The sequence below is a fragment of the Dialister hominis genome (assembly GCF_007164725.1).
Taxonomy (GTDB): Bacteria; Bacillota; Negativicutes; order Veillonellales; family Dialisteraceae; genus Dialister; species Dialister hominis.
In genome coordinates, this window is record NZ_AP019697.1 from 1,961,040 (window position 1) to 1,981,415 (window position 20,376).

Annotated in this window: 15 protein-coding genes and 1 pseudogene; 4 read left to right on the plus strand and 12 right to left on the minus strand. The window is 51.8% G+C overall.

Features of this window, described 5'->3' with window-relative positions; all coding sequences use genetic code 11:
- Positions 1-9: 9 nt before the first annotated feature.
- The 4 genes from aroA to aroF form a co-directional block, all read right to left on the minus strand.
- On the minus strand, positions 10-1,296 hold the full coding sequence (aroA, locus tag Dia5BBH33_RS09110) for a 3-phosphoshikimate 1-carboxyvinyltransferase (protein WP_143332848.1): 1,287 nt from the start codon (positions 1,294-1,296) through the stop codon (positions 10-12).
- Between the two features lie 10 nt (positions 1,297-1,306).
- Positions 1,307-2,374, minus strand: a complete 1,068-nt coding sequence (aroB, locus tag Dia5BBH33_RS09115) for a 3-dehydroquinate synthase (protein ID WP_143332849.1) — start codon at positions 2,372-2,374, stop codon at positions 1,307-1,309.
- Positions 2,328-3,224 carry a prephenate dehydrogenase gene (locus tag Dia5BBH33_RS09120; protein ID WP_143332850.1) on the minus strand — a complete coding sequence of 299 codons (897 nt, stop codon included), beginning with the start codon at positions 3,222-3,224 and terminating at the stop codon, positions 2,328-2,330. The genes aroB and Dia5BBH33_RS09120 overlap by 47 nt, the downstream gene beginning before the upstream one ends.
- Positions 3,225-3,373: 149 nt before the next feature.
- Positions 3,374-4,390 (minus strand): 3-deoxy-7-phosphoheptulonate synthase, encoded by a 1,017-nt coding sequence (gene aroF / locus Dia5BBH33_RS09125; RefSeq protein WP_108850474.1) that lies wholly within the window; start codon positions 4,388-4,390, stop codon positions 3,374-3,376.
- Positions 4,391-4,914: 524 nt separating this feature from the next.
- On the opposite strand from aroF, the gene Dia5BBH33_RS09130 reads away from it, so the two are divergent.
- The 3 genes from Dia5BBH33_RS09130 (at position 4,915) to Dia5BBH33_RS09140 (ending at position 8,149) form a co-directional block, all read left to right on the plus strand.
- Positions 4,915-6,252 carry an MATE family efflux transporter gene (locus tag Dia5BBH33_RS09130; protein WP_143332851.1) on the plus strand — a complete coding sequence of 446 codons (1,338 nt, stop codon included), beginning with the start codon at positions 4,915-4,917 and terminating at the stop codon, positions 6,250-6,252.
- Between the two features lie 94 nt (positions 6,253-6,346).
- Positions 6,347-7,420, plus strand: coding sequence for a 3-dehydroquinate synthase family protein (locus tag Dia5BBH33_RS09135; RefSeq protein ID WP_108850473.1), 1,074 nt, complete (start codon positions 6,347-6,349; stop codon positions 7,418-7,420).
- Positions 7,421-7,507: 87 nt separating this feature from the next.
- Positions 7,508-8,149 (plus strand): LysR family transcriptional regulator, encoded by a 642-nt coding sequence (locus Dia5BBH33_RS09140; protein ID WP_108850472.1) that lies wholly within the window; start codon positions 7,508-7,510, stop codon positions 8,147-8,149.
- A 49-nt stretch (positions 8,150-8,198) separates the two neighbouring features.
- On the opposite strand, the pseudogene Dia5BBH33_RS09150 reads toward Dia5BBH33_RS09140, so the two are convergent.
- The 8 genes and pseudogenes from Dia5BBH33_RS09150 to Dia5BBH33_RS09185 form a co-directional block, all read right to left on the minus strand.
- Positions 8,199-9,539, minus strand: a pseudogene (locus Dia5BBH33_RS09150) (ISL3 family transposase).
- 203 nt (positions 9,540-9,742) lie between these two features.
- The gene (locus Dia5BBH33_RS09155) at positions 9,743-10,270 is read right to left on the minus strand and encodes a DivIVA domain-containing protein (protein WP_022382865.1); all 528 of its coding nucleotides are present in this window, start codon (positions 10,268-10,270) and stop codon (positions 9,743-9,745) included.
- A 154-nt stretch (positions 10,271-10,424) separates the two neighbouring features.
- A complete protein-coding gene (locus tag Dia5BBH33_RS09160) occupies positions 10,425-10,910 on the minus strand; it encodes a hypothetical protein (RefSeq protein WP_143332853.1) in 486 nt (161 codons plus the stop codon).
- A 19-nt stretch (positions 10,911-10,929) separates the two neighbouring features.
- Positions 10,930-12,093 (minus strand): 8-amino-7-oxononanoate synthase, encoded by a 1,164-nt coding sequence (gene bioF / locus Dia5BBH33_RS09165; protein WP_143332854.1) that lies wholly within the window; start codon positions 12,091-12,093, stop codon positions 10,930-10,932.
- On the minus strand, positions 12,083-12,847 hold the full coding sequence (locus tag Dia5BBH33_RS09170) for a 6-carboxyhexanoate--CoA ligase (protein ID WP_108850467.1): 765 nt from the start codon (positions 12,845-12,847) through the stop codon (positions 12,083-12,085). The genes bioF and Dia5BBH33_RS09170 overlap by 11 nt, the downstream gene beginning before the upstream one ends.
- A 1,764-nt stretch (positions 12,848-14,611) precedes the next feature.
- Positions 14,612-14,881 carry a hypothetical protein gene (locus Dia5BBH33_RS09175; RefSeq protein WP_143332855.1) on the minus strand — a complete coding sequence of 90 codons (270 nt, stop codon included), beginning with the start codon at positions 14,879-14,881 and terminating at the stop codon, positions 14,612-14,614.
- A gap of 90 nt (positions 14,882-14,971) precedes the next feature.
- Positions 14,972-16,792 (minus strand): hypothetical protein, encoded by a 1,821-nt coding sequence (locus Dia5BBH33_RS09180; RefSeq protein WP_143332856.1) that lies wholly within the window; start codon positions 16,790-16,792, stop codon positions 14,972-14,974.
- On the minus strand, positions 16,678-17,529 hold the full coding sequence (locus Dia5BBH33_RS09185; RefSeq protein WP_143332857.1) for a hypothetical protein: 852 nt from the start codon (positions 17,527-17,529) through the stop codon (positions 16,678-16,680). The genes Dia5BBH33_RS09180 and Dia5BBH33_RS09185 overlap by 115 nt, the downstream gene beginning before the upstream one ends.
- A gap of 899 nt (positions 17,530-18,428) precedes the next feature.
- Here Dia5BBH33_RS09185 and Dia5BBH33_RS09190 point away from each other — a divergent pair.
- The gene (locus Dia5BBH33_RS09190) at positions 18,429-20,069 is read left to right on the plus strand and encodes an IS3 family transposase (protein WP_108850122.1); all 1,641 of its coding nucleotides are present in this window, start codon (positions 18,429-18,431) and stop codon (positions 20,067-20,069) included.
- The last annotated feature ends 307 nt before the right edge of the window (positions 20,070-20,376 follow it).

A 20,376-nucleotide genomic window follows, 5' to 3' on the forward strand; every position in this document is an offset into this window, starting at 1 on the left:
GAGCCCTCCTTATTCTTTGATGACTTCAGGCGGAATGCGGGAAATCGAGGCAAAATCGTCCCAGAAGCCCGGGTACGACTTGGCGACAACTTCGGCGCCTTCAATGATGAGCGAATCTTTGCAGCGAGGCGAGATGGCAGCAAGCGCCATGGCGATGCGGTGGTCGTTCCAGGAGGAAACGGTGCCGCCGGTAAGGGCCGGCACGCCTTCGATGATAAGGCCGTCCTTTGTTTCTTCCACCTTCGCGCCGATCTTATTCAGCTCGACGGCCATCGCATGGAGCCGGTCGGATTCCTTCAGGCGGACGCGGGCTGCATTGACGATTTCCGTCTTTCCTTTGCTGACGGAAGCCAGCGCGGCCAGAACGGGCACGAGGTCCGGGCAGTCCCTGGCATCGATCACCGTTCCCTCTGTCTGGCTCTCGACGGCAATGATGTCGTCATGCTCAAAAGCTAGGAACGCATTCATGCGGATCAAAATATCCAGGATGGCACGGTCGCCCTGACGGGAATTTCTTGTGAGCCCTGTCAGCTTGACCGTTCCTCCGGAAAGCCCGGCTGCGAGCCAGAAAGCGGCCTGCGAGTAGTCGCCTTCTACCGCCGTGTCAGCCGCTTCGTACTCCTGCGGGCCGAAGACTTCATAATGGCCTGCCCGGCGGAGCGTCAGCGCGATATTTCTCTTCCGCATCGTGTCGATCGTCATATTGATGTAGCCTTCCGATTCGACCTCGGTCGTGCTTTCCAAAGCGGAGCCTCCTGCAAGGAGCGGAAGGATAAAGAGGATGCCCGTGAAGAACTGCGAACTCACATTTCCCGGGAGCTCGAAAAGGCCACCTTCCCATTTTCCTTCAACGGTGAGAGGCAGTCCGCCGGATTCAGCCTGGTACGCAATGCCTTTTTCATCGAAAAGGTCGTAGTAAGGCGTGAGCGGTCTTTCAGACAGGCGTCCGTGTCCGGTCCACTGGACGCGGTTTCCTGAATAAATGCCGATCGGGATGAGGAAACGAAGCGTCGAGCCTGATTCGCCGGCATCGGCGATGATCGTCCCTTCCTGCTTTTTGAGGCCGCCCGTGACATGGATAAGGGTTTCCTTCTCTCCCTTTTCCACATCGATGACAGCGCCGAACTGGCGTAGGATGCGGATGGTCGCTTCGATGTCCTTGGACATGGTGACGTTCCGAAGAGTCGACGAACCTTTGGCAAGCGCGGAGGCGATGAGTTCCCTGTGCGTCATGCTCTTTGACGCGGGAACGTGGATCGTGCCGTCCAATGTCTGCGGTGTGATTTTGATAATCATGATGCACCTGCTATTCTGTGACGATGTATTTATCAAGCTCGCTCGTCTTCACTTTGAGAAGGTGAGCTTTTCCGATCTTATCCAGTACGACGAGGGTGATTTCTCCGCCGCGCCGCTTCTTGTCATGCATGATCTGCGGGATGAGTTCCAGAGCGGGAACGGCGATCGAAGTCGGAAGGGAGAGATGATGGACGGCGCGGATGACGCGTTCTGCCGTTCCCTTTTCCGTGATGCCCAGCCGCTCCGTCTGCTCAGTCAGAAGGCACATGCCGATGGCAACGCCTTCGCCGTGGGTGTAGGTCGAGTAGTTGAAATACCTTTCAATGGCATGGCCGATCGTGTGGCCGAAGTTCAGCATCTGACGGCTGCCATTGTCGTAGCGGTCTTCCTCGACGAATTTCTTCTTCTGAAGGACGCTCCTCAGGATGATTTCTTCCATATGATTCCGGAGATCTTCCTCGCTTCCGATATTTTCCAGAAGCTCAAAGAGCTCAGGATCGCCGATGCATCCGTACTTCAGGGCTTCTGCGAGGCCGTCATGGACGTAGCGCGTGGGAAGCGTATCGAGGAGGTCGGGGTCGATGAAGACACCCTTTGGCTGGTAGAAAGCACCCGCCAGATTCTTGCCGCCGGGAAGGTCGATGGCGACTTTTCCGCCGACCGAGCTGTCGATCTGCGCAAGAATCGTCGTCGGCACCTGGAAGAAGGGCACGCCTCTCATGTAGGAAGCCGCCGCAAATCCGCCAAGGTCGCCCGGGACGCCGCCCGAGAAGGTGACGATTGCATCGTCCCTTGAAAGGTTGAAGTCGCAGAGCTCATTGTAGACGCCTTCCAGGACGTGGATATTCTTATTCTCCTCGCCGGCCGGCATTTCAATGATGCGCACGTGGAAATCGCCCTGCTGCAGAGATTCGCGGATCTTGTCCCCGTAAATCGCCTGGACATGGTTATCCGTGATGACGGCGATCTTCTGCGCCTTTGTCAGTTTCCTGATCTTTTCCCCGATATGAGGGAGAAGCCCTCTTTCGATTTCAATCTTGTACGATTCTTTCCCGAGATCCATATTCACTACTGCCATGGCTGTCCCATTCCCTTCTTCTCCGGCCCGCTTCCGAAAGGAAGGTCCGTATGCTGTCTTCATTCTTCTCTTCGATGGCACGCCTGAGCGTTTCAAGCGCCGCCTCGAATCGTTCTATTTCCGTAAGGACATTTTCCCTGTTCGACAGGAAAAGCGATGTCCAGAGTTCTTCATTGATATCTGCCACGCGCGTCTCGTCCCTGAAGGATCCGCCGGTGAAACGGTTCGTGTCCTTCCTGTAGGAGGCGCTGTTCATCAGAGCCGCTGCCGCCGCGTGGGGCAGGTCGCTCGTGTATGCGATGATTTCATCATGCTCATGGGCCGTCACGGCCGGTGCATGCGCGCAGCCCAGCGCCCTGATCATCTCTTCGATGAGTGCGACATTTTCCTTCCTGTTTGATTTCCTCGGGATCACGATGTAATTCGCGCCCTTGAAAATATCTGCCGATGCCTGCGAAAGGCCTGCGCCTTCCCTGCCGCACATGGGGTGGCCGGAAATGAAATCCTGCGTCGGAAGGATCAAAGACTCTGCGATGTCTGCAAAGCCGTCCTTGACGCCTGCGATGTCGGTCAGGATGGCATCCCTGGCAAGAAGAGAAAGATTCTCTTCCAGAAATGCTTTCGTCGCTTTCTCCGGCGTGCAGGAGACGACGATCCTGCACTCTTTGAGATCCTTAGGATCTGCGGAATCGATGATTCCCATCCGGAGGGCTTCCTCTTCCGCACTCTTCGTGCGGTTGATTCCGATGACCCTGTTTCCGATTTCCTTGAACCGTTTGGCGAAAGAACCTCCCATAAGGCCCAGCCCGATGACGCCGACGGTAATCTTGCTGAAGTCACTTGTACTCATATTCTCCCTTTTCTTTCTGCCTGACTATGAAATTCACTGATTCTTACTCTATTGTATACGAAAATGAAAATCCGTGGAAATAGTATTTTTTCCTGTTCTGCTCTGCTTCTATATTTATTTTTATACTATATATACTGCGGATTTCCTTCTTACAGTTCGCGTCCGACGATCGGTGCGATCTCGCGGAGCTTCTTCATCATGTGGTCGAAGGTCTCCGGCGTGATGGATTCAGCGCCGTCGCACCATGCATTTTCCGGATCGTTGTGGACTTCGCACATGATGCCGTCCGCGCCGGCTGCAATGGCTGCCATGGCCATGGATTCGACCATCCATCTCTTGCCCGTCGCATGGCTTGGATCGACGATGATCGGCAGGTGGCTCATGCGCTTGACGGCGGCGATGGCGGAAAGGTCAAGCGTATTTCTTGTCGCCTTTTCGAAGGTGCGGATGCCTCTTTCGCAGAGGATGACATTGTGGTTGCCCTCGCTCATGATGTATTCGGCGCTCATCAGCCATTCCTCAATCGTGGCGGACATGCCTCTCTTCAGGAGGACCGGCACATTCAGACGGCCGACGGCTTTCAGAAGGTCGAAGTTCTGCATGTTTCTCGCACCAATCTGGATGAGGTCGATCTTCTTTTCAAGGAAAGTGCCGATCTTGTCTGCGCTCATGAGCTCGGTGACGACCGGAAGGTCATTGTCGCGGGCGGCCGAGAGAAGAAGGTCGAGCCCCTTTTCGCCAAGTCCCTGGAAAGAGTACGGGGACGTTCTCGGCTTGAATGCGCCGCCGCGAAGGATAGCTGCGCCGGATTTCTTCACTTCTTTGGCAATGCCGTGGATCTGATCGGGCGTTTCAATCGAGCACGGTCCTGCCATGACGACGAGCTTCTTTCCGCCGACCTTGACGCCGGAGACATCGACGATCGTGTCCTCCGGATGGAAAGCGCGGCTCGCTCTCTTGTACGGCTCCTGCACGCGCATGACGCGGTCGACCCATTCGTGGCCCATGAAATCCCTTTCATCGAGGGCCGATGTGTCTCCCACAAGTCCCAGTACGACTTTTCTTGACCCGGTGCTCTTGTCGATCTGGAATCCTCTGTCCTCGAGAGATTTCACCATACGTTCAATTTCCAGTGCCGGTGTGTTTTCCTTCATAACGATAATCATAATAATCCTCCTTGCCCCTTGGGCGCTCCATCCGCTACTGCGGTTTCTTTGGTCTTGCTCTATGCTTCCATCCTGCTTCCGGGTAATAAAAAAAGGACAGGCTCTCCTGAGTCTGTCCTGATCGTCCGGTAAAGGGTAGGGTTATGGCTCATGAGACGGGTACGCTAAATAGCCGCGGGTAAAGTAATAACCGCGGTAATAAACGTATGCTGCTGCCATAGCTGCCTGTCTCATGATGACCCCTCCCTTCTTAGATGTTGGTTTAGTATAGGCTGATTTCAGAAACTCTGTCAAATAGTATGCATAAATCGCATGAAATATTTGTCATATGCCGTGCAAGGCATGGAAATTCATTTCCTGAACGAAATGTTTCCTACGGGACGGTGAGTTCTCGTCGGTGTATATCGACCGTTTTAGATTGAAAAAGTTTCTCATTTAAGATAGAATACAACTAGAACGAATTGCCCGATTTCACAAAAGAGACCGGGCTTTTTGTCAGAAATGCAAAAAGAAGCGAGAATCTTATGACCAATTCTTACGATAAATCCTATTTGAAAATCGCACTGCCGGCCGCCTTCGAAGGGCTCTTCATGATCCTTCTCGCCTCGACGGACCTCATCATGGTCGGCACGCTCGGAGCTTTCCCGATCGCAGCGGTCAGCATCTTCGCCCAGCCAAGGCTCGTACTCCTCTGCTTCTCAAGGTCGCTGGCCTCCTCGGTGACGCTCCTTGTTTCGAGAAAGGCAGACGAAGCAGGAAAAGAGGCGGCTTCTTCCATCATGAAGAAATCCCTCACCGTCTGCGCCCTGCTCCTCGGCATGCTCCACATCCTTTTCTTCCTTTTCCTGGAAGATATCCTTTACCTTATGGGAGCGACCCCTGATTACATTTCCCTGGCCATGGACTACAGCGTCCCGGCCCTCATTGCGACATACTTCACTTCACTGACGCTGATCCTCCAGGCCGTGCAGCTTGGCTATGGCAAGACGGCTGTCATCATGAAGACGAATGTGGCAGGAAATATCATCAACGTCATCCTGAGCTTCATCCTGATCTTCGGCATCGGCCCCGTCCCTGCGATGGGCGTCGCCGGAGCCGCAATCGGCACCGTCTTTGCCACCCTCTTCACCCTCATTGCGACAGCGGCAATCCTTAGGGGCGACGGATTCTTCGCCGAAAGCTCCTATGTCCCTGACAAGGATTATTTCCGCCAGATACTTCCAATCTTCGGCAGCATCCTTAGCGAGCAGGGCAGCGAAAGAGCCGGCATGGTCATCTTCTCCCGCATGGCGGCAGGCCTTGGCCCCATCCCCTTTGCCATCCACAGCGTCTGCATGAATATCTGCGACATTTACTGGGACTTCATCACAGGCTTCGGCAAGGCAAGCATGGTCACCGCCGGACAGTCCTGCGGCCGCGGCAGCGAAGAAGACTGGAAAGCATACAAGAAGAGCGGCATGCGCCTTTCCTTCTACATGTCCTGCGCCGTCTTCGTCCTGACGCTCATTTTCAGGAATGAAATCTTCACCATCTATTCCGGCGACGGCATCGCGCCTGAAGCCGCTTCCATCATCATGATCTTCGTAGCCTTCGTTTCCTTCCCGGAAGCCTACGGCGTCATCGGATCCTCCATCCTGCGCGGCAGCGGAAGGACAGCGGAAGTCGCTGCTTACTCCTTCTTCTCCGTGACACTTCTGCGCCCGATTATGACCGGCCTCTTCCTCTACGGCTTCGGCCTCGGCCTCACCGGCGTATGGATGGCACTCGTCCTCGACCAGATGATCCGCGCCACCTGCGCAATCTATTTCATGAGGAAACTCAAAGCCCGCGGCTGGGACAGGATCCTCGCCGATATGGCCTAATATGGCACAGCATTTACGCCAATTTCATGGGCGTTTTTTCTTTCTTCATGCTATAATGAAAGCAAAGAGAGCGTACTTGAAGGAGGAACGGATTATGGAAAAAATCCACATCAATCTGGGAAGCGATTCCTACGACGTCCACATTGAAAGCGGACTGATCGACAAAGCAGGCTCCGCCATCGCGGACCTGACCGGCGCTGAAAAAGCAGCCGTCATCACAGAAGACACCATCGACAAGCTGTACGGCATGCGTCTCGTCAGCTCACTGGAAAAAGCAGGCATCAAGGCGAAAATGATCGTCGTGCCGGGGACGGAAAAATCCCGCTCCCTTCCGATCGTCAACAGCATCTACGGAGCGCTGGCAGACTTCGGCCTTGGAAATGACGACATCCTGATCGCATTGGGCGGCCGCATCGTCGGCGACGTCACCGGATTTGCCGCAGCCACCTGGCACAGGGGCGTGCGCTACATCCAGTTCCCGACATCCGTCCTCTCGCAGATCGGAAGCGCCATCGGCGGAAAGGTCACCCTGGACATCACAGCCGGCAAGAACCTCGTAGGCATGTTCTACCAGCCTGCTGCCGTCTACATCGACCCCTCCATGGCGAAATCCCTCCCGCGCCGCTACCTCCACAACGGACTTGGCGAAGCTGTGAAACTGGGCTGCGTCGCTGACAAGGACCTCTTCGAACTCTTCGAAAAAGCAGGCTCTGACATGGACATCCTCCGCGTCCTTCCGGAAATCATCCAGAGATGCGTAGCCATCAAAGCCCACTATGTAGAAATCGACCCGGGCGCGAAAGGTGAACGCCGCATCCTTGACTTCGGCCATACCATCGGAGGCGCTATCGAACGCTGCTACCGCTATGACGATGCCAAGATCACCCACGGCGAAGCCACAGCCATCGGCATGAACCTCATGACCCGCCGCTCCGAACTCCTGGGCCTCACCGAGCAGGGCACCTCAGAACGCCTCGAATACGTCCTGAAATCCCTCTCCCTTCCGACGACTGTCAACATCCCGGATGAAATCCTCACCGCCCAGATGTACAAGGACAAACGCATCACCGAAGGAAAAATCCAGCTGACACTCCTCAAGAGAATCGGAGAAGGCTTCCTCCACACCGTACCCGTCGAAGAACTTCCAAGGTACGTGAAGACGAAATAAGAAATCGAAGAAAGGAGCCGTGAAAACGAGTGATCGTCATTCACAGCTCCTTTTGTGTTAGTCTTTTGGCGAAAAGGATCTGATATTTTGGAAACCCGTGTACTCCGTTATTTTCTTGCCGTCGCGCAGGAAGGAAGCGTGACGAGGGCGGCGCGGGCGCTGCACCTGACGCAGCCGACGCTTTCCCGCCAGATCAGAGAGCTTGAAGAAGAACTCGGGCAGACGCTCTTTTCAAGAGGCGGGCGCGAGCTGTCTTTAACGCGCGAAGGACTGCTCCTCCGGCAGCGGGCTGAGGAAATCGTGGGCTTGGCTGAGATCACGGAGAAGGAATTCCGTTCCCTTGGCGAGAAGACAGTAAGCGGCGATCTTTCCCTCGGCTGCGGGGAAAGCAAAGCGCTGTCCTTTGTGACAGATGCACTGAAAGTTCTGCAGGATGAGCACCCGCTGATCATTCCCCATTTCTTCAGCGGAAACGGAGAAATCGTCATGGACCGCCTCGACAAGGGCCTTCTTGATTTCGCCGTCCTCATGGGCGCGGAAAATACCGAGAGGTACTACTCCCTCCCTCTTCCAAACCATGACACATGGGGCCTTCTCATGGATAAGGATGATCCCTTCGCCTTCCGTCCCCTCACCTCGCCCCTTTCCCTCGTCTGGAAAAAACATCAGATCCTCTCCGCCCCGGCAGAAGCCTTCCTCGCAAAGATCCGGGAAGCAGGGGAGAAATAGAAAAATGCTGTGAAATCACGATTCGATTTCACAGCATTTTTTAGGCTCTTCACGGAAATTTGGGGGATGAATAATTTTTAGGTAAAGAATGGAATCGGATAAGGGTAAAGAAATAATCCATGTTTCGGTACCCATATCCGATTCTTTTTAGTACCTTGATCTTATTATTGAATCCTTCAAGCTTCCCCGTATTGATAGGATACAGGGCATGAGCAGCCAGTCCCTTGATTCGCTTCTACTTTTGCCGGGCAAACTTTACCAGGGCAGGAATCCCGCTCTCCAGTCCAGCCTGAATCCATTTTGTTTATCCGGCGAGAGCTTCTTCATAGTCAGTCAATGTGAACAGATGAGTCATCTCCTGCTTCATGGCATAACAAATCGCCAAAGCCCTATGCTCGCTCAGGATATCCAACAGATGAGTTTTCTGCCTTTCATTCAGGTGGTCGTCCTTCTTTAACAGTATCCATCGGGATTTCTTCAATTCGGTATAAAGCTTCCTTTCTTCATGGCTCTTTTCCCTGGACATCTTCTGGAGCTCTGGATTATTAGTTTCTTTCGTATATTCCTTTAATGCTTCTGCTTCCTGCCTATGCTTTTGTGCTTCCTCCAGGCGCACGGCTCCCATAACATCACGCCCAAACTGTGCCTGCATATGGTACCGGTCATAAACGATGGGGGCCTTCGGACAATATTTCTGGAACAGCCTGTTAAAGGATGCGTTCATATCCATGGCCACCGCTTTTAGCCTGGAAAGAAGCGAAAGGCCAATGCTCTTAAAGAAGTGCTCAAAATCTGCCATGGAGCGGCCCAGGCCGGCCCACAAGATGAATCCCGTTTCCAAATCCATAACGCAGGTGGCATAGCGATGGCCCTTATGGATAGCGAACTCATCTACGGCCAAATACCGTGGGCGATAGTTACTTTTCTTCAGGCAGGTTTCAAAGGCAGCCAACGCCTTATCCATGATATGCTTTTGTATTTTCTGTATGGTACTCCAATGTACAGAGAGCATGGCCGAAATGGCAGAAATGGATGTATGACACTTAAGCAGATGGATAATCCACAAGGCCATATCCCCAGTAACGCGTGTGAAAGGGCATTGGCAGGGGATATCTTCCGTTATGGTCTCCCCGCAGGATGTGCAGCGAAATCTGTGCCCCGAGAACTCTATATACTTCTTTTGCTTAGGAAGATCTGGAAAATCCTTGATGAGTACAGAAAAAGCCCCATAACTATACATACGGGAGTGACAGTGCGGACAGGAAAAATCTCTGGCAGTCCGTAGACTGGTAACTCGGGTATGGCAATGAGGATTTGGATGGTTAGTGATATTTTCTGTGCGATAATATTGACAATTAAAAGTGATTTCATTATGGTAATAAAAGAGCATTATTCGACCTCCGTGCGTAGTTTTAGGCAACTTACATTTTGGAGTAGATAATGCTCTTTTTCAATGCCAATTTTATATGTTATTATTTTTATCCCACAAGAAAGCGTGAAGAACCTAAAAAAAGAGCGGATCCAACGGCAAGAGCTTCCCCCGCCCTCACCATCAAAAAAAGACCACATCTCTGCGGTCTTTTTTGATTGATTTTATTTTTCTTCGTCTTCCGCTGCTTCTGTTTCAGCTTCTGCGAAGGATTCCTGTGCTGCGCCGTCGCCGAGGGGGGCTTTCATGCGGTCGAGTTCATCGATTGCTGCGAGGGCGAGTTCGAGGTCTTTTCTGATCTTGCCTACGTAGGATTTCATGTTGCCTTCGGTCTGCATCATGTTGTGAATGAGGGTGCGGCGGTAGTCCTGCGCGTCTTTGATCTGCTTTTCGCTGTCGGCCTTGGCGTTGGCGATGAGGATGTCTGCGTTTCTGCGCGCGTTCTTCTTCACGTTTTCAGCGGTGTCTTTGGCGAGCTGCAGGGTGGCAGTCATTGTTTCGGAGATCTTTTCATAATTGGCCAGTTTTGCTTTCATCTGGTCAAGTTTTTCTTCCATTTCGCGGTGTTCACGGTAAATGCGTTCGTAGTCAGCGACGATCTGGTTCAGGAAATCATTGACTTCCTCTTCGCTGTAACCACGGACGGTGGCTTTCGTGAACTGCTTATTATGGATGTCCATTGGTGTAATCATAATTTGCCTCCTTGGGGGGAATTCTTTCCCCATTTTACTGTCTATCCGGCGTTTCGGCAAATTCTTTTTTGTCAAAGCGTAAAGATAGCATGAAAATTACCCATCCCTTTTGCTTTTTCCCTTACAGAAATGGAAGTACTGTGCATTACTGTATTTATCGTCTTTCCAGGCGACAGCGCATGAAGATTTTCCCGAAGAGCCATGCGGTAGCGGCGGTATAGATCATGCCAGGAGCGGCTGCGATGAGCATGACTTCAAGCCCCTTCCCCAGGAGGAAGTACATGAGGACGCGGGCAGCGGCGCTTCCCACGGGACCGGAAATCACGTAGAATACGCGGCTGTCTCCAAGCGCCAGCCATACAAGGCCGACGACGACGCGGAATGTCATGGCGACGGCGACGTTCAGGATGGTCGCGGTCCCCATCGTCATGCTTAAGAGGGATGCGAGGATCCCTGCAATCAGGTATTTCTTAAATCCAAAGACGCCACAGATGGCGACGGCAATCGGGGCTGAGAGCTGGAACTCCGTCCCCGGGACAAGGCCCGGGATGCGGAAGACTCCGCTGACGGCTATGAGAACGGCGAGCATCGCTGTCTCACAGATATCCACGATCCATTGTCTCTCTCCTGTCACGGTCATAAGGTGCTCCTTTCGATGGCTAGGGCAGGGGGAAATGCGCTTTCATGACCGCAACGGCGCGGTCCAGTTCTTCTTTCGTGTGAGCCGCGGTCACGGTCAGGCGGATGCGGCTCGTCCCGGCGGGCACCGTCGGCGGACGGATAGCAGAGAGAAGGATGCCTTCCTCAATGCATCGGGAGGCGTATGCGAGCGTCTTTTCCTCTTCGCTCAGTATGATGGGAATGATCGGAGTGTCGCTTGGTTCTACGGGAATCCCCGCTTCTGCCAGCTTCTCCTTCATGTACCGGGTATTCTCCATCAAGCGTCCCACGAAGCGCTCCGGCTCGCGCTCCAGAAGGCGTAAAGCTGCCAGCGCCGTCATCCCGGTCACGGCTGAGATGGACGTAGAGAAAATGAACGGCCTTGAAACGTTCCTCAGGTAATCGCAGATTTCCCTTGAAGCAGCTGCATAGCCGCCCTCAGCACCGAGCGCCTTGGACAGCGTCCCCACCTGGATATCTATGCCAGAGACGTGGAAATGCTCCGCAGAGCCTCTTCCCGTCTCGCCGATCACGCCGACGCCGTGCGCATCATCGACGATGAGGCAGGCATTGTATTTTTCCTTAAGGCGGATCAGGTCCGGGACCGGCGCGATGTCCCCGTCCATCGAGAACACCCCGTCTGTCACGATGAAACGCTGCCCGCTCACAGGCGTATTCTTCAGAAGTTCTTCCAGAGCAGCCATATCCGAATGCGGATAAATGACCGTGCGGGCGCGGGAAATCCTGCATCCGTCGACAATGGAAGCATGGTTCAGTGCGTCCGAGAAAATGATATCGTCCTTGCCGCCGAGGGCATAGAGGACGCCCAGGTTTGTCATGTAGCCTGTATTGAAAATGACGGCATCTTCCGCATGCTTGAAGGAAGCGAGCTCCTTTTCCAGATCCGAGAGTTCAAAGACAGCACCCGATGTCAGACGCGCGCCGCCCGAGCCCGTGCCCCAGCGTACGGCATCCCTGGCCGCTTCCTGGACCTCCTGTTCATGCGTCATGCCAAGGTAATCATTCGAATTAAAGACAATGCACTCCGAACCGTCGCGGCGGACGCCCTTCGACGCCGTCACCATGCGGAGATCCTGCACTTTGCGGAAGCGCCCACCTTCGCGGATTTCATCCAGCACCTTTCCCATATTTTCAAGTTTCATTTGATAACCTCACCAATACCGTCTGATTCTGCATATAGTCTTCATAAAGAGCAACATCTGTCCCGTGCTTCACGAAGAAAACGCGCCCGCCGACCGGGTCGCCCTTGTCCTTCATCACCGTAATGCGGCCATAGCCGTGAAGCGGCGAGCCGACGTAGCCCGTCACATAGTCCGGATCATCCGACCAGCAAAGCTCGGCTACCGTGCCGGGTCCGTGAGCCACCTTCGATGCCAGGACAAGCGCTTCACGCGGATGATCGCCGCCAAGACCCTTGCCGCGCATCTTTGCTTCATACTCAGCCGTGTCAGCGCTGTCCATATTGCTGCAGCGGACCCCGCGCTCTCCGCGGCCATCGAGCCTTTCGCCCGTCTCCGCATCCATCACGATTGCGCCCCTCATGCTGTCTTCCAGTGCTTCCAGAGAAGCGATGCCCCGCCTGGCCGCCAAAGGAGAAACACCCGCGCGGATGAGCTCAGCCTCCGCTGCCCTGTGTCCCTCGGACTTCTCGCTCGTGTCGATCTGGTAAAGCGGAAGCATCAGGCAGTACGAAACCGCCGCATCCGGCACCTCTTCCACCTTCACCTGAATGAAATCCGCGCATCCTCTCTCATGCTCCCTTGCACGGCGCATCATGGAAATCACCGTCTCATCCACCAGATCCTCAGAAACAATCCGCTCCGCTCCAGAAATGTGGCGCCCGCCCTTGCCATGGGTCCCGCCCAGGCTCGAACGCATCTTCACACTGTACAACATTTACGGTCTCCTTTGTCAACTTGCATTGTTATTATTGTCAACCTTATGGGTAAAAAAATATGCCGAAGCATCGCTCCGGTTCCATATATCTACTTTATTTCTTTCTATTATTTAATAGTAACAGGACTCTTTTGTCAAGGTGTTTGAATGTGCGATGTTAACAAAATAACTAAAACGCATGTGCAGGGATTCAAAAGAGCCTCCATGTAAAAAGGACTTCCGCAGGCGTAGGAAGTCCTTTTTAAGGTGTGTTGCAGGCACCTTTGCTGCCCAGCCCTGGGGGAGGTTCTCCCGGCCGCGTCTCCGCCCTCGAGAAGGGAAGTGAAGCGAAGACCCCGCCCGGTAGATAGGGATGGACTTTATAGAATGCCCTTCAAATCCAGCGGGGATCGCCGCTGGATTCATTGGACTCATTCCCTGTACCAGTTTTTCTATTTCAAGAAATGAGCTTTCGCCATTTCATCATGTCATCTTCCATCCGCTGCATAGAACAAGAGCTTCCATGACAGCCGCTCTCATTCTGCAGGAACCGTCCCCCGCGCGGCGCATCCCCCGATGCACGCCGCGGACGATTTGTGGATGTTCTCCTTCTGACTAACGAAACCCGCTGGCAGGAAACAGTCGGCGCGTCCTTGCATGACACGGCCCGCCCCTGCCGCCTTCCCCCGGGATAAGCAGCAAGGCCATGTCTTGACGCTTCGTTGATACTAAGTATACATTTTCTTTACAAAAGCAGTCAATATGATATACCATACATTAATATTTGATTTAAATCTCCCCTTTTTTCATCATTTCCATGCAAGAATACGCATGTTAGAAATAAAATTCCCATTCTCAATAAAGTCAAAAATCGAATTATTTTGTTTGAATTTATTCTGGATAAACAGTCAGAAAGTATACGGCTTTATCAAAATGACGTTGCCTTTTAAATCTATTTTAAAATTATGTTTTAGAATAAAAGCCAGTATTCCCGTTATAGTTTGAAATATTTCCTTGATATTCCTAAATGCAGCATATTCTATATAGGCTCTTTTAAAAATAAGAGTACCGAATCATTTTTATCAAAATATCAATTAGAATCAGACATTTCGCGTAAAGTCTATGCCTCTTAGCCCCGTCTTTACCGGACTTTATCAAAAAATCAGATCAAAGTCCCCATTTTCATTTAGGTGAATACCATCGACTAAAACTCGTGTATATCCTGCAACCTATGAAATGAGAGGGATTGATAGAAGAAATCACAGAGCTATGAAAAAAGCAAACGATATTGGGAATGGGAGAGGAAGATGGAGGAAAATGCATTTCCACGAGCGAAGCGAGGTTTAAGGGTGTTAACCTTGCTCCGAAAGGAGAAGGTGGCAGCGTAGCTGACGAATGAGATGTAGTTCCATCAGCCGCCAGGCTGGTTTTGCGGTTTTTATGAGGTGGTTCATCTCCCAGGCTGCAAGCCGGCTGTATGGTTTTTCATCTTTTTCATATAAAATGCTAAAACCGCACAACCTCGCTCTGCTCGATGAACCTTTTATAAAAACCAATGAATACTGCACCCCTTTCGTCAGCAACAGTTAAATGATAGGCTGACCGCCCTTCCCCGCTGAGGCAGGGCAAAACCTTCCGCACCGGCACGTACCGCCATGTTACTGCGATGTACTGAGTTTTGATTTCCACGAGCCTTCCGAAATGAAATTCCACACAAAAAAGCCTCCCGCGCACTTGGGAGGCTTTTCTGCTTTTCCTTTGTTCAGAGTCAGGCTTTTTATTATTTTATACGCCGACTTTCGCGGCAAGTTTTGCGATGATCTGCTGCTGTTTTTCGTTGATTTCCTTCTGTTCTTTGAGCATGGTTTCGAGCTGGCCGATTCTCTGATCCTGGGAGACCAGTTTCTTGTCCTGTTCAGCGACGTGTTTCTTGAGGCTTGTCAGTTCTTTGGCTGCTTCACCTGGGTAGACCTTCTTTACATTTCCTCTTTCACCGACTTTGAAGGAGGCGCCGACGGTAACCATGTTATCGTTGTAACCTACGGTCGTTCCCAAAGAGAGAAGCGTGTCGTCATTCGGATGGTAGAAAGCGCCGAGGGCGAGGGCCTGCTGGTCTTTGTAGGAACCACCGGAGACGGCGACGTTTTACTTGCTGTCCGGATCATAGTCGACCGGATGAAGGCCCGCCAGAGCGGCTGCACCTGCGCCGACTTCATTGACACGGTGATCGAGGTCGCCTACGCGGTTGTCGAGCTGTGTCAGGTGGGTCGTGTTATTGGTAATGCTGCCCTTGAGTTCATGAATCTGCGAGCCGTTGACGGCGTCCGTGGACGATGCGGAAATTTCTCCAGTCGCGACGTTTGTCACTTTCCTGCCGCCTGCATTGATGCCGCCCGACGTCATGGACGGACCGCCCTTTATGGTGACGCCATCGTTATTGATGGTAGTATTTCCTGCTTTGACGCTGTCGACGGTGATGTCTTTCTTGAGCGATACTTTCAGCGAATCTCCGGAAATACTGGTTTCCGTATTCGTGCTGTCCCCAAGGATCGAGAGGGTGCCCTTCGGGGAAATCGATGCGCTGTTCCCGTCGTCTGCCTTGAAGCTGGTCGGGTCCGTGACGTTCCTGATCACGACGACTTCACCATTATCGACACTTGTATTACTGTCCGAGGTAATTGGAAGAATCGTCGTCCCGCCGGAATTAGCGCCCGATGTTCCTGTATTTCCTGCGCCCGCAGTGCCTGCCGTGTCTGCAGTGGCCAGGCTGGAATGCGTCGTGACTGCTGTTTTCGTATTCGTTCCTGCGGCCGTATTTCCTACGCTGGCGGATGTATGGCCCGTCTCGGATGTGGTGCCTGTGATATTCGCGCTGATGGTGTACATACCGTCAGACGTCTTGATGACCTGGATGCCGTTGCCTGCCTTGATATTTGGCTGCGTCGCATTCTGCCGGGCGAAGACAACCTTCTTCAGCTGCGCCACGTTGACGGCATCGGTGTCCTGCGTGCCAGCTGCGACGCCCGTGATCTGACGGGTGATGCCTTTGGAAATATCGCCGACAGAAACGGCGCCTCTTGTCGATTTCCAGGCCGGGGACGTATTCAGGGAAAGAAGATTTGTCAGCGGATCATAGCCTGCATAACCAGCTGCCGTACCTGCCACAGAGCCCGAACCGAAGGCCGCGCCGCCAGAGGCTGTCGCATAGGAATTGTAACCGACAGCGACGATATCATCGCTTGTCATCTGCGTCGCATTGCTGTCTGCCGACCCGATGACGACGGAACGGTCAGCGTTGGAAAGGTAACGGTTGTCGCCGATGACCTGCGACATCTTCGAAACAAGAACAGTATTGGCTGAACCTATAGAAGTGACATTCTGCACATTGATGGCTGAATTACCATAACCGATTTGGATATCTTTTGCATTTTCTGCTGCACCATCCGTAGTGGACAAAACATTATTCACGCCGAACATCTGCGACAGGTTTGTATTCGTTGCACGGTTCCTATCGCCCAAAACCTGCGTCTTATCTGCATTCGTCACGCCATTGACAGCGCCGAGGGCAGAAACATGCTGCACGGCGGATGCCGTATTTCCCACACCGGACAAGATATTGGATGCGCTTGGCGTCTTCTCTGTCCCGGTGATGGAATTCTTAGCGCCTGCTATCAGAGAGGAATTGACATAAGAAGCGCTGTTTGTATCACCAATCATGACGCTGCCTTTGGTGTTCTCCACATTGGCGTTGTCATCCATGACAATGGAGCTTGTTACATAGCTTCCCTTGCTGCCCGTTCCGATGACCGTCGTATTGTTTGCTCTCGTGAAACTATTGTTGTATCCGTCGATCATGACATACTTGTCGCTATCAAATAGGCCGTTTTGGCCCTTAAGTTCATTCCCTGTACCAAGGACCTGGGCAAAGGATACGCTGTCGACCTTGTTCCCATTTCCGATGGCCATGACAGCGCCGCCTGGATTTTTTTGGCTCCGTCAATGATTGCATCCTGCATGGCTTTTGGAGAATCAAGCGGCTGGCTCAGAATCATCGTTGCCGAAGTGACTCCCCATGTATTTTTCACCTCATTGCCCGTGCCGATGGCGATGGTTCCGCTGCTGTTATTGACACGGTTTCCCGTCCCGATGATGGAGTTTTCCGCGCCGGAATGAGGAAAGGCGGCAATCGATTCATTGGAGTTCAAGGAACCGACGACAGTGCCAAATGCATTCTTATATCCATCAAGAATGGTATCGACCACATGGAGTTCCTGATACTGGCTCGACTGCACATCGTAGCTGCCATAGGTCGTCGTGAACATGCCGTTTGCATACGAATTCGTGCCGACCGTCGTCGAGGCCACACCTAGCTGCCTGCCGGCTGCAGGGCTGAAGCCGTACGTGCTGAATTCCGATCCCTTCGTATCCCCGATCTCCACATCCGCTCCCAGATTATGCGCGCCGATTTCAATCGATCCTGCCCTTGCGAAAGAATTCGTGCCGATGGCAATTCCTTCCGGCAGATTTTCCTTCGCTTCCGTGTTGCCAGCTATGGTGTAACCAAATCTGTCATCATCTTTGCCTCTCTCCTTGCCATATCCGAAGGAAAGAAGTGCCTCCTCCGTTCGTGTGCTCAGATCGATCTTCGCATTATTTCCAATGGCGATACTCATGCCCTTCGGGCGGGTATTGACCGGATCCATGCCATATTAGATAAATGCCCCCTGGCCCTTTACGATATCATTGGAGGGTGCAGCCTGCGCAGGCAGCGCCGCACTCGTACAAAGCAAAAGGGCGCAGACAGAAGCAAGGAAAAGGCGTACCTTTTCCCCCTGACATCTGCTGCGTCTGGAAATACGTGCATTAAAACTACTCTTCGAAATCATAGTACATCCCCCCGGCGGTCCACAAACGATACCTTTCCAAATTAAGCAGCCGCCATGGACCCTTTCCCCCGAAAGAGTCCTTTCAAGGCGTACTGCCGGATCGGGGCGCCGCGTTTGCCAGTGACAAGCTCCATGAACCGCCTGAAATTCCCTGGTTCCAGGCCGGCCCATTCGTTGATAGAGAATCCCCCTCAAACGCGCGCTTTTAATCTCCCGTTCTCGTCTTAAATATATAGTAATTACGATATTAAGAGGAATACGAGTCAGAGATAAGAGGTTGACACTTTTGTTATAGGTATCAAGGAAATCAGGGTAAATTAAGTGTCCTATCCTATTCCGTTATATGCTTCCCATCGTTCCGCGATTGGATTCGGCACTTTTTGTAAAAAATAACTCGGTCTTATGAGAAACCCTCAAGAACGGACGCACTCTTCTTTTAAGAACATATAGAAAACTTCATGGACACATCCGCCCTGCTGTACGTGTATCTTATGTGATTCCTTGATAGAGTGATAAAGGAAATGAATAGGATACTAGAGGATATAAAGGAAATGGATGGGAAGATGATCTGACGAATGGTACACCGCGCATTTCCCAAGCGCCGCTAACCTCGCCTTCCCAGACGGGGAAAAAGGGCCGTAGGCCGGTCTTGACCTTGCCCTGGGGACGCGGACAAAAAGTTGGACCAATTGACAGAGGTGTCAGGAGGTCAATTTATGTATTCGCATGAAGAGCGCTTAAAGGCAGTCAAACTGCACGTCGATTCGGGCATGGGGCTCAAAGGCATTATGAGAACGCTCGGCTATCCTCACGACATAAAAGTGTTGCGTCAATGGTGCCGGGAATTCAAGTTCTCCAGAGAGATTCACGAAGTAGACGGATTTGATGACGGATATTCTCTCAAACAAAAAACATTAGCCGTCAAATACTTCGTAAATTGCGGCGATCTGCGGCGCACCATCAGGGAAATAGGCTATCCCAGCAGCACGCAGAGATTGAAAATATGGGTTGAGAAATACAACCTTAACGAAAACGATCATTGGCAAGCTGACCAGAACCCTGTAAAATGGGGGCAAGATCGACAGACGGGAAGCAGTCCACTGATTCAGGAGAATCCATTCGAAGAAATTGAGATAGCCTCTAACGCTATCTACAAGGACTTAGGCTTCCTCGAGGAATTGTTCCAAAGGAGGCTGGCAACAATGTCTAAAAAGGACTCGGAAGTAACGATTGAATCTTTAAAAGAAGAAATGCAAGTACTGCTTAGAAATATGGAAAACCTCCGCAAAGAGAATAAAGCATTGCTGAAAGCCAATCAGTCACTGGGAGAGAAGACGAAGTCTCTTGATGAAAAGTGCCAGACACTTGCGAAAGAGTATAAGGAGCTTGGCGAGCAGACTCTTATTAAACGGATCGAGTACGAAGCCCTCGAGATAGCTGCAGAAACAATAAAAAAAGAAGAGGGCATCAGTCTAAAAACACTGACCAATCGGGAAAAAGCCATCGTGATTGATGCCCTTCTGAGCCGCAGCAAGTATCCCCTGAAGAAACTGCTGACGGTGCTAAATATGGCTAAAGCCTCATATTTCTACCAGAAATCCGCTATGAAGGCGGGAGATAAATATGCGGAAATACGCGAAACCATCAAAGACAAATTTAAGAAGAACCGGTCGGTTTATGGTTACCGGAGAATCTGGTTAGCGCTCAGAAAAGATGGGAAAATTCTTTCTGAGAAGCTCGTCCGCCGCTTTATGAAAGAGGATCATCTGGTTCCATACCGCAAAAAAGCTAAAAAGTATAGCTCCTACAAAGGAGAAATTTCACCTGCCCCTAATCTCGTTAACAGGAATTTTCATGCCGACGAATTAGGAAAGCTGCTTCTCACAGATATTACGGAATTCCACATATCTGCAGGGAAAGTATACCTGTCAGCTATAACTGACGTCTTTGACGGCAAGATTGTCGCATGGACGATCGGCACGTCGCCGAATGCCAAACTGGTCAATACCATGCTGGTAAAAGCGAGAGAGGCCCTGGGCGATGACAAGCATCCTATCGTTCATTCAGACCGCGGTATACATTACCAATGGCCTGGATGGATCGCCTTGATGAAGAAATTCGGCTGGACAAGATCCATGTCGAAAAAAGGGTGCTCGCCGGATAATGCTGCTTGTGAAGGTGTCTTTGGAAGAGTAAAAAACGAAATGTTCTATAATAGAAGCTGGATAGGTGTATCCATTAAAGAATTCATAGCTTACCTAGACGATTATCTTCATTGGTATAATGAAGACCGAATTAAAATTACCTTGGGCGGCATGAGTCCAGTAGAATACAGAGAAAGCTTAGGGATAATGTAAGTACTACCAGAATGGTCCAAAAAAATATCCGCACCCCCCCTGGAAGGGAAGGTGTCGGTGGAGCCGACGGATGAGTTGCATTTCCTCGGACAGAGTCCGGTTGTATGGTTTTTAAAGGTGCAATTTCTAAAATCGGGGTGCAGTATTCATTGGTTTTTAAAATATGAAAAGGTTCCACGCGCAAAGCTGCGGTTGTATGGTTTTTCATGGTTTTTCATGTTTTTCCATGCTCCCCATCCCACGCAAAAAGGACTTCCTTGACGAGAGAAGTCCTTTTCACTCGAATAGGCCTGAATAGCAGGTTCTG

Excerpts from the sequence above, each read along its gene's own strand:
- Dia5BBH33_RS09190 (WP_108850122.1), top strand. The coding sequence starts at position 18,429 with ATGTATTCGCATGAAGAGCGCTTAAAGGCAGTCAAACTGCACGTCGAT.
- Dia5BBH33_RS09185 (WP_143332857.1), bottom strand. The coding sequence starts at position 17,529 with ATGGATCCGGTCAATACCCGCCCGAAGGGCATGAGTATCGCCATTGGA.
- Dia5BBH33_RS09180 (WP_143332856.1), bottom strand. The coding sequence starts at position 16,792 with ATGGCCATCGGAAATGGGAACAAGGTCGACAGCGTATCCTTTGCCCAG.
- Dia5BBH33_RS09120 (WP_143332850.1), bottom strand. The coding sequence starts at position 3,224 with ATGAGTACAAGTGACTTCAGCAAGATTACCGTCGGCGTCATCGGGCTG.
- Dia5BBH33_RS09155 (WP_022382865.1), bottom strand. The coding sequence starts at position 10,270 with ATGATTACACCAATGGACATCCATAATAAGCAGTTCACGAAAGCCACC.
- bioF (WP_143332854.1), bottom strand. The coding sequence starts at position 12,093 with ATGAAACTTGAAAATATGGGAAAGGTGCTGGATGAAATCCGCGAAGGT.
- Dia5BBH33_RS09135 (WP_108850473.1), top strand. The coding sequence starts at position 6,347 with ATGGAAAAAATCCACATCAATCTGGGAAGCGATTCCTACGACGTCCAC.
- aroB (WP_143332849.1), bottom strand. The coding sequence starts at position 2,374 with ATGGCAGTAGTGAATATGGATCTCGGGAAAGAATCGTACAAGATTGAA.
- aroA (WP_143332848.1), bottom strand. The coding sequence starts at position 1,296 with ATGATTATCAAAATCACACCGCAGACATTGGACGGCACGATCCACGTT.
- Dia5BBH33_RS09160 (WP_143332853.1), bottom strand. The coding sequence starts at position 10,910 with ATGACCGTGACAGGAGAGAGACAATGGATCGTGGATATCTGTGAGACA.
- Dia5BBH33_RS09170 (WP_108850467.1), bottom strand. The coding sequence starts at position 12,847 with ATGTTGTACAGTGTGAAGATGCGTTCGAGCCTGGGCGGGACCCATGGC.
- Dia5BBH33_RS09130 (WP_143332851.1), top strand. The coding sequence starts at position 4,915 with ATGACCAATTCTTACGATAAATCCTATTTGAAAATCGCACTGCCGGCC.
- aroF (WP_108850474.1), bottom strand. The coding sequence starts at position 4,390 with ATGATTATCGTTATGAAGGAAAACACACCGGCACTGGAAATTGAACGT.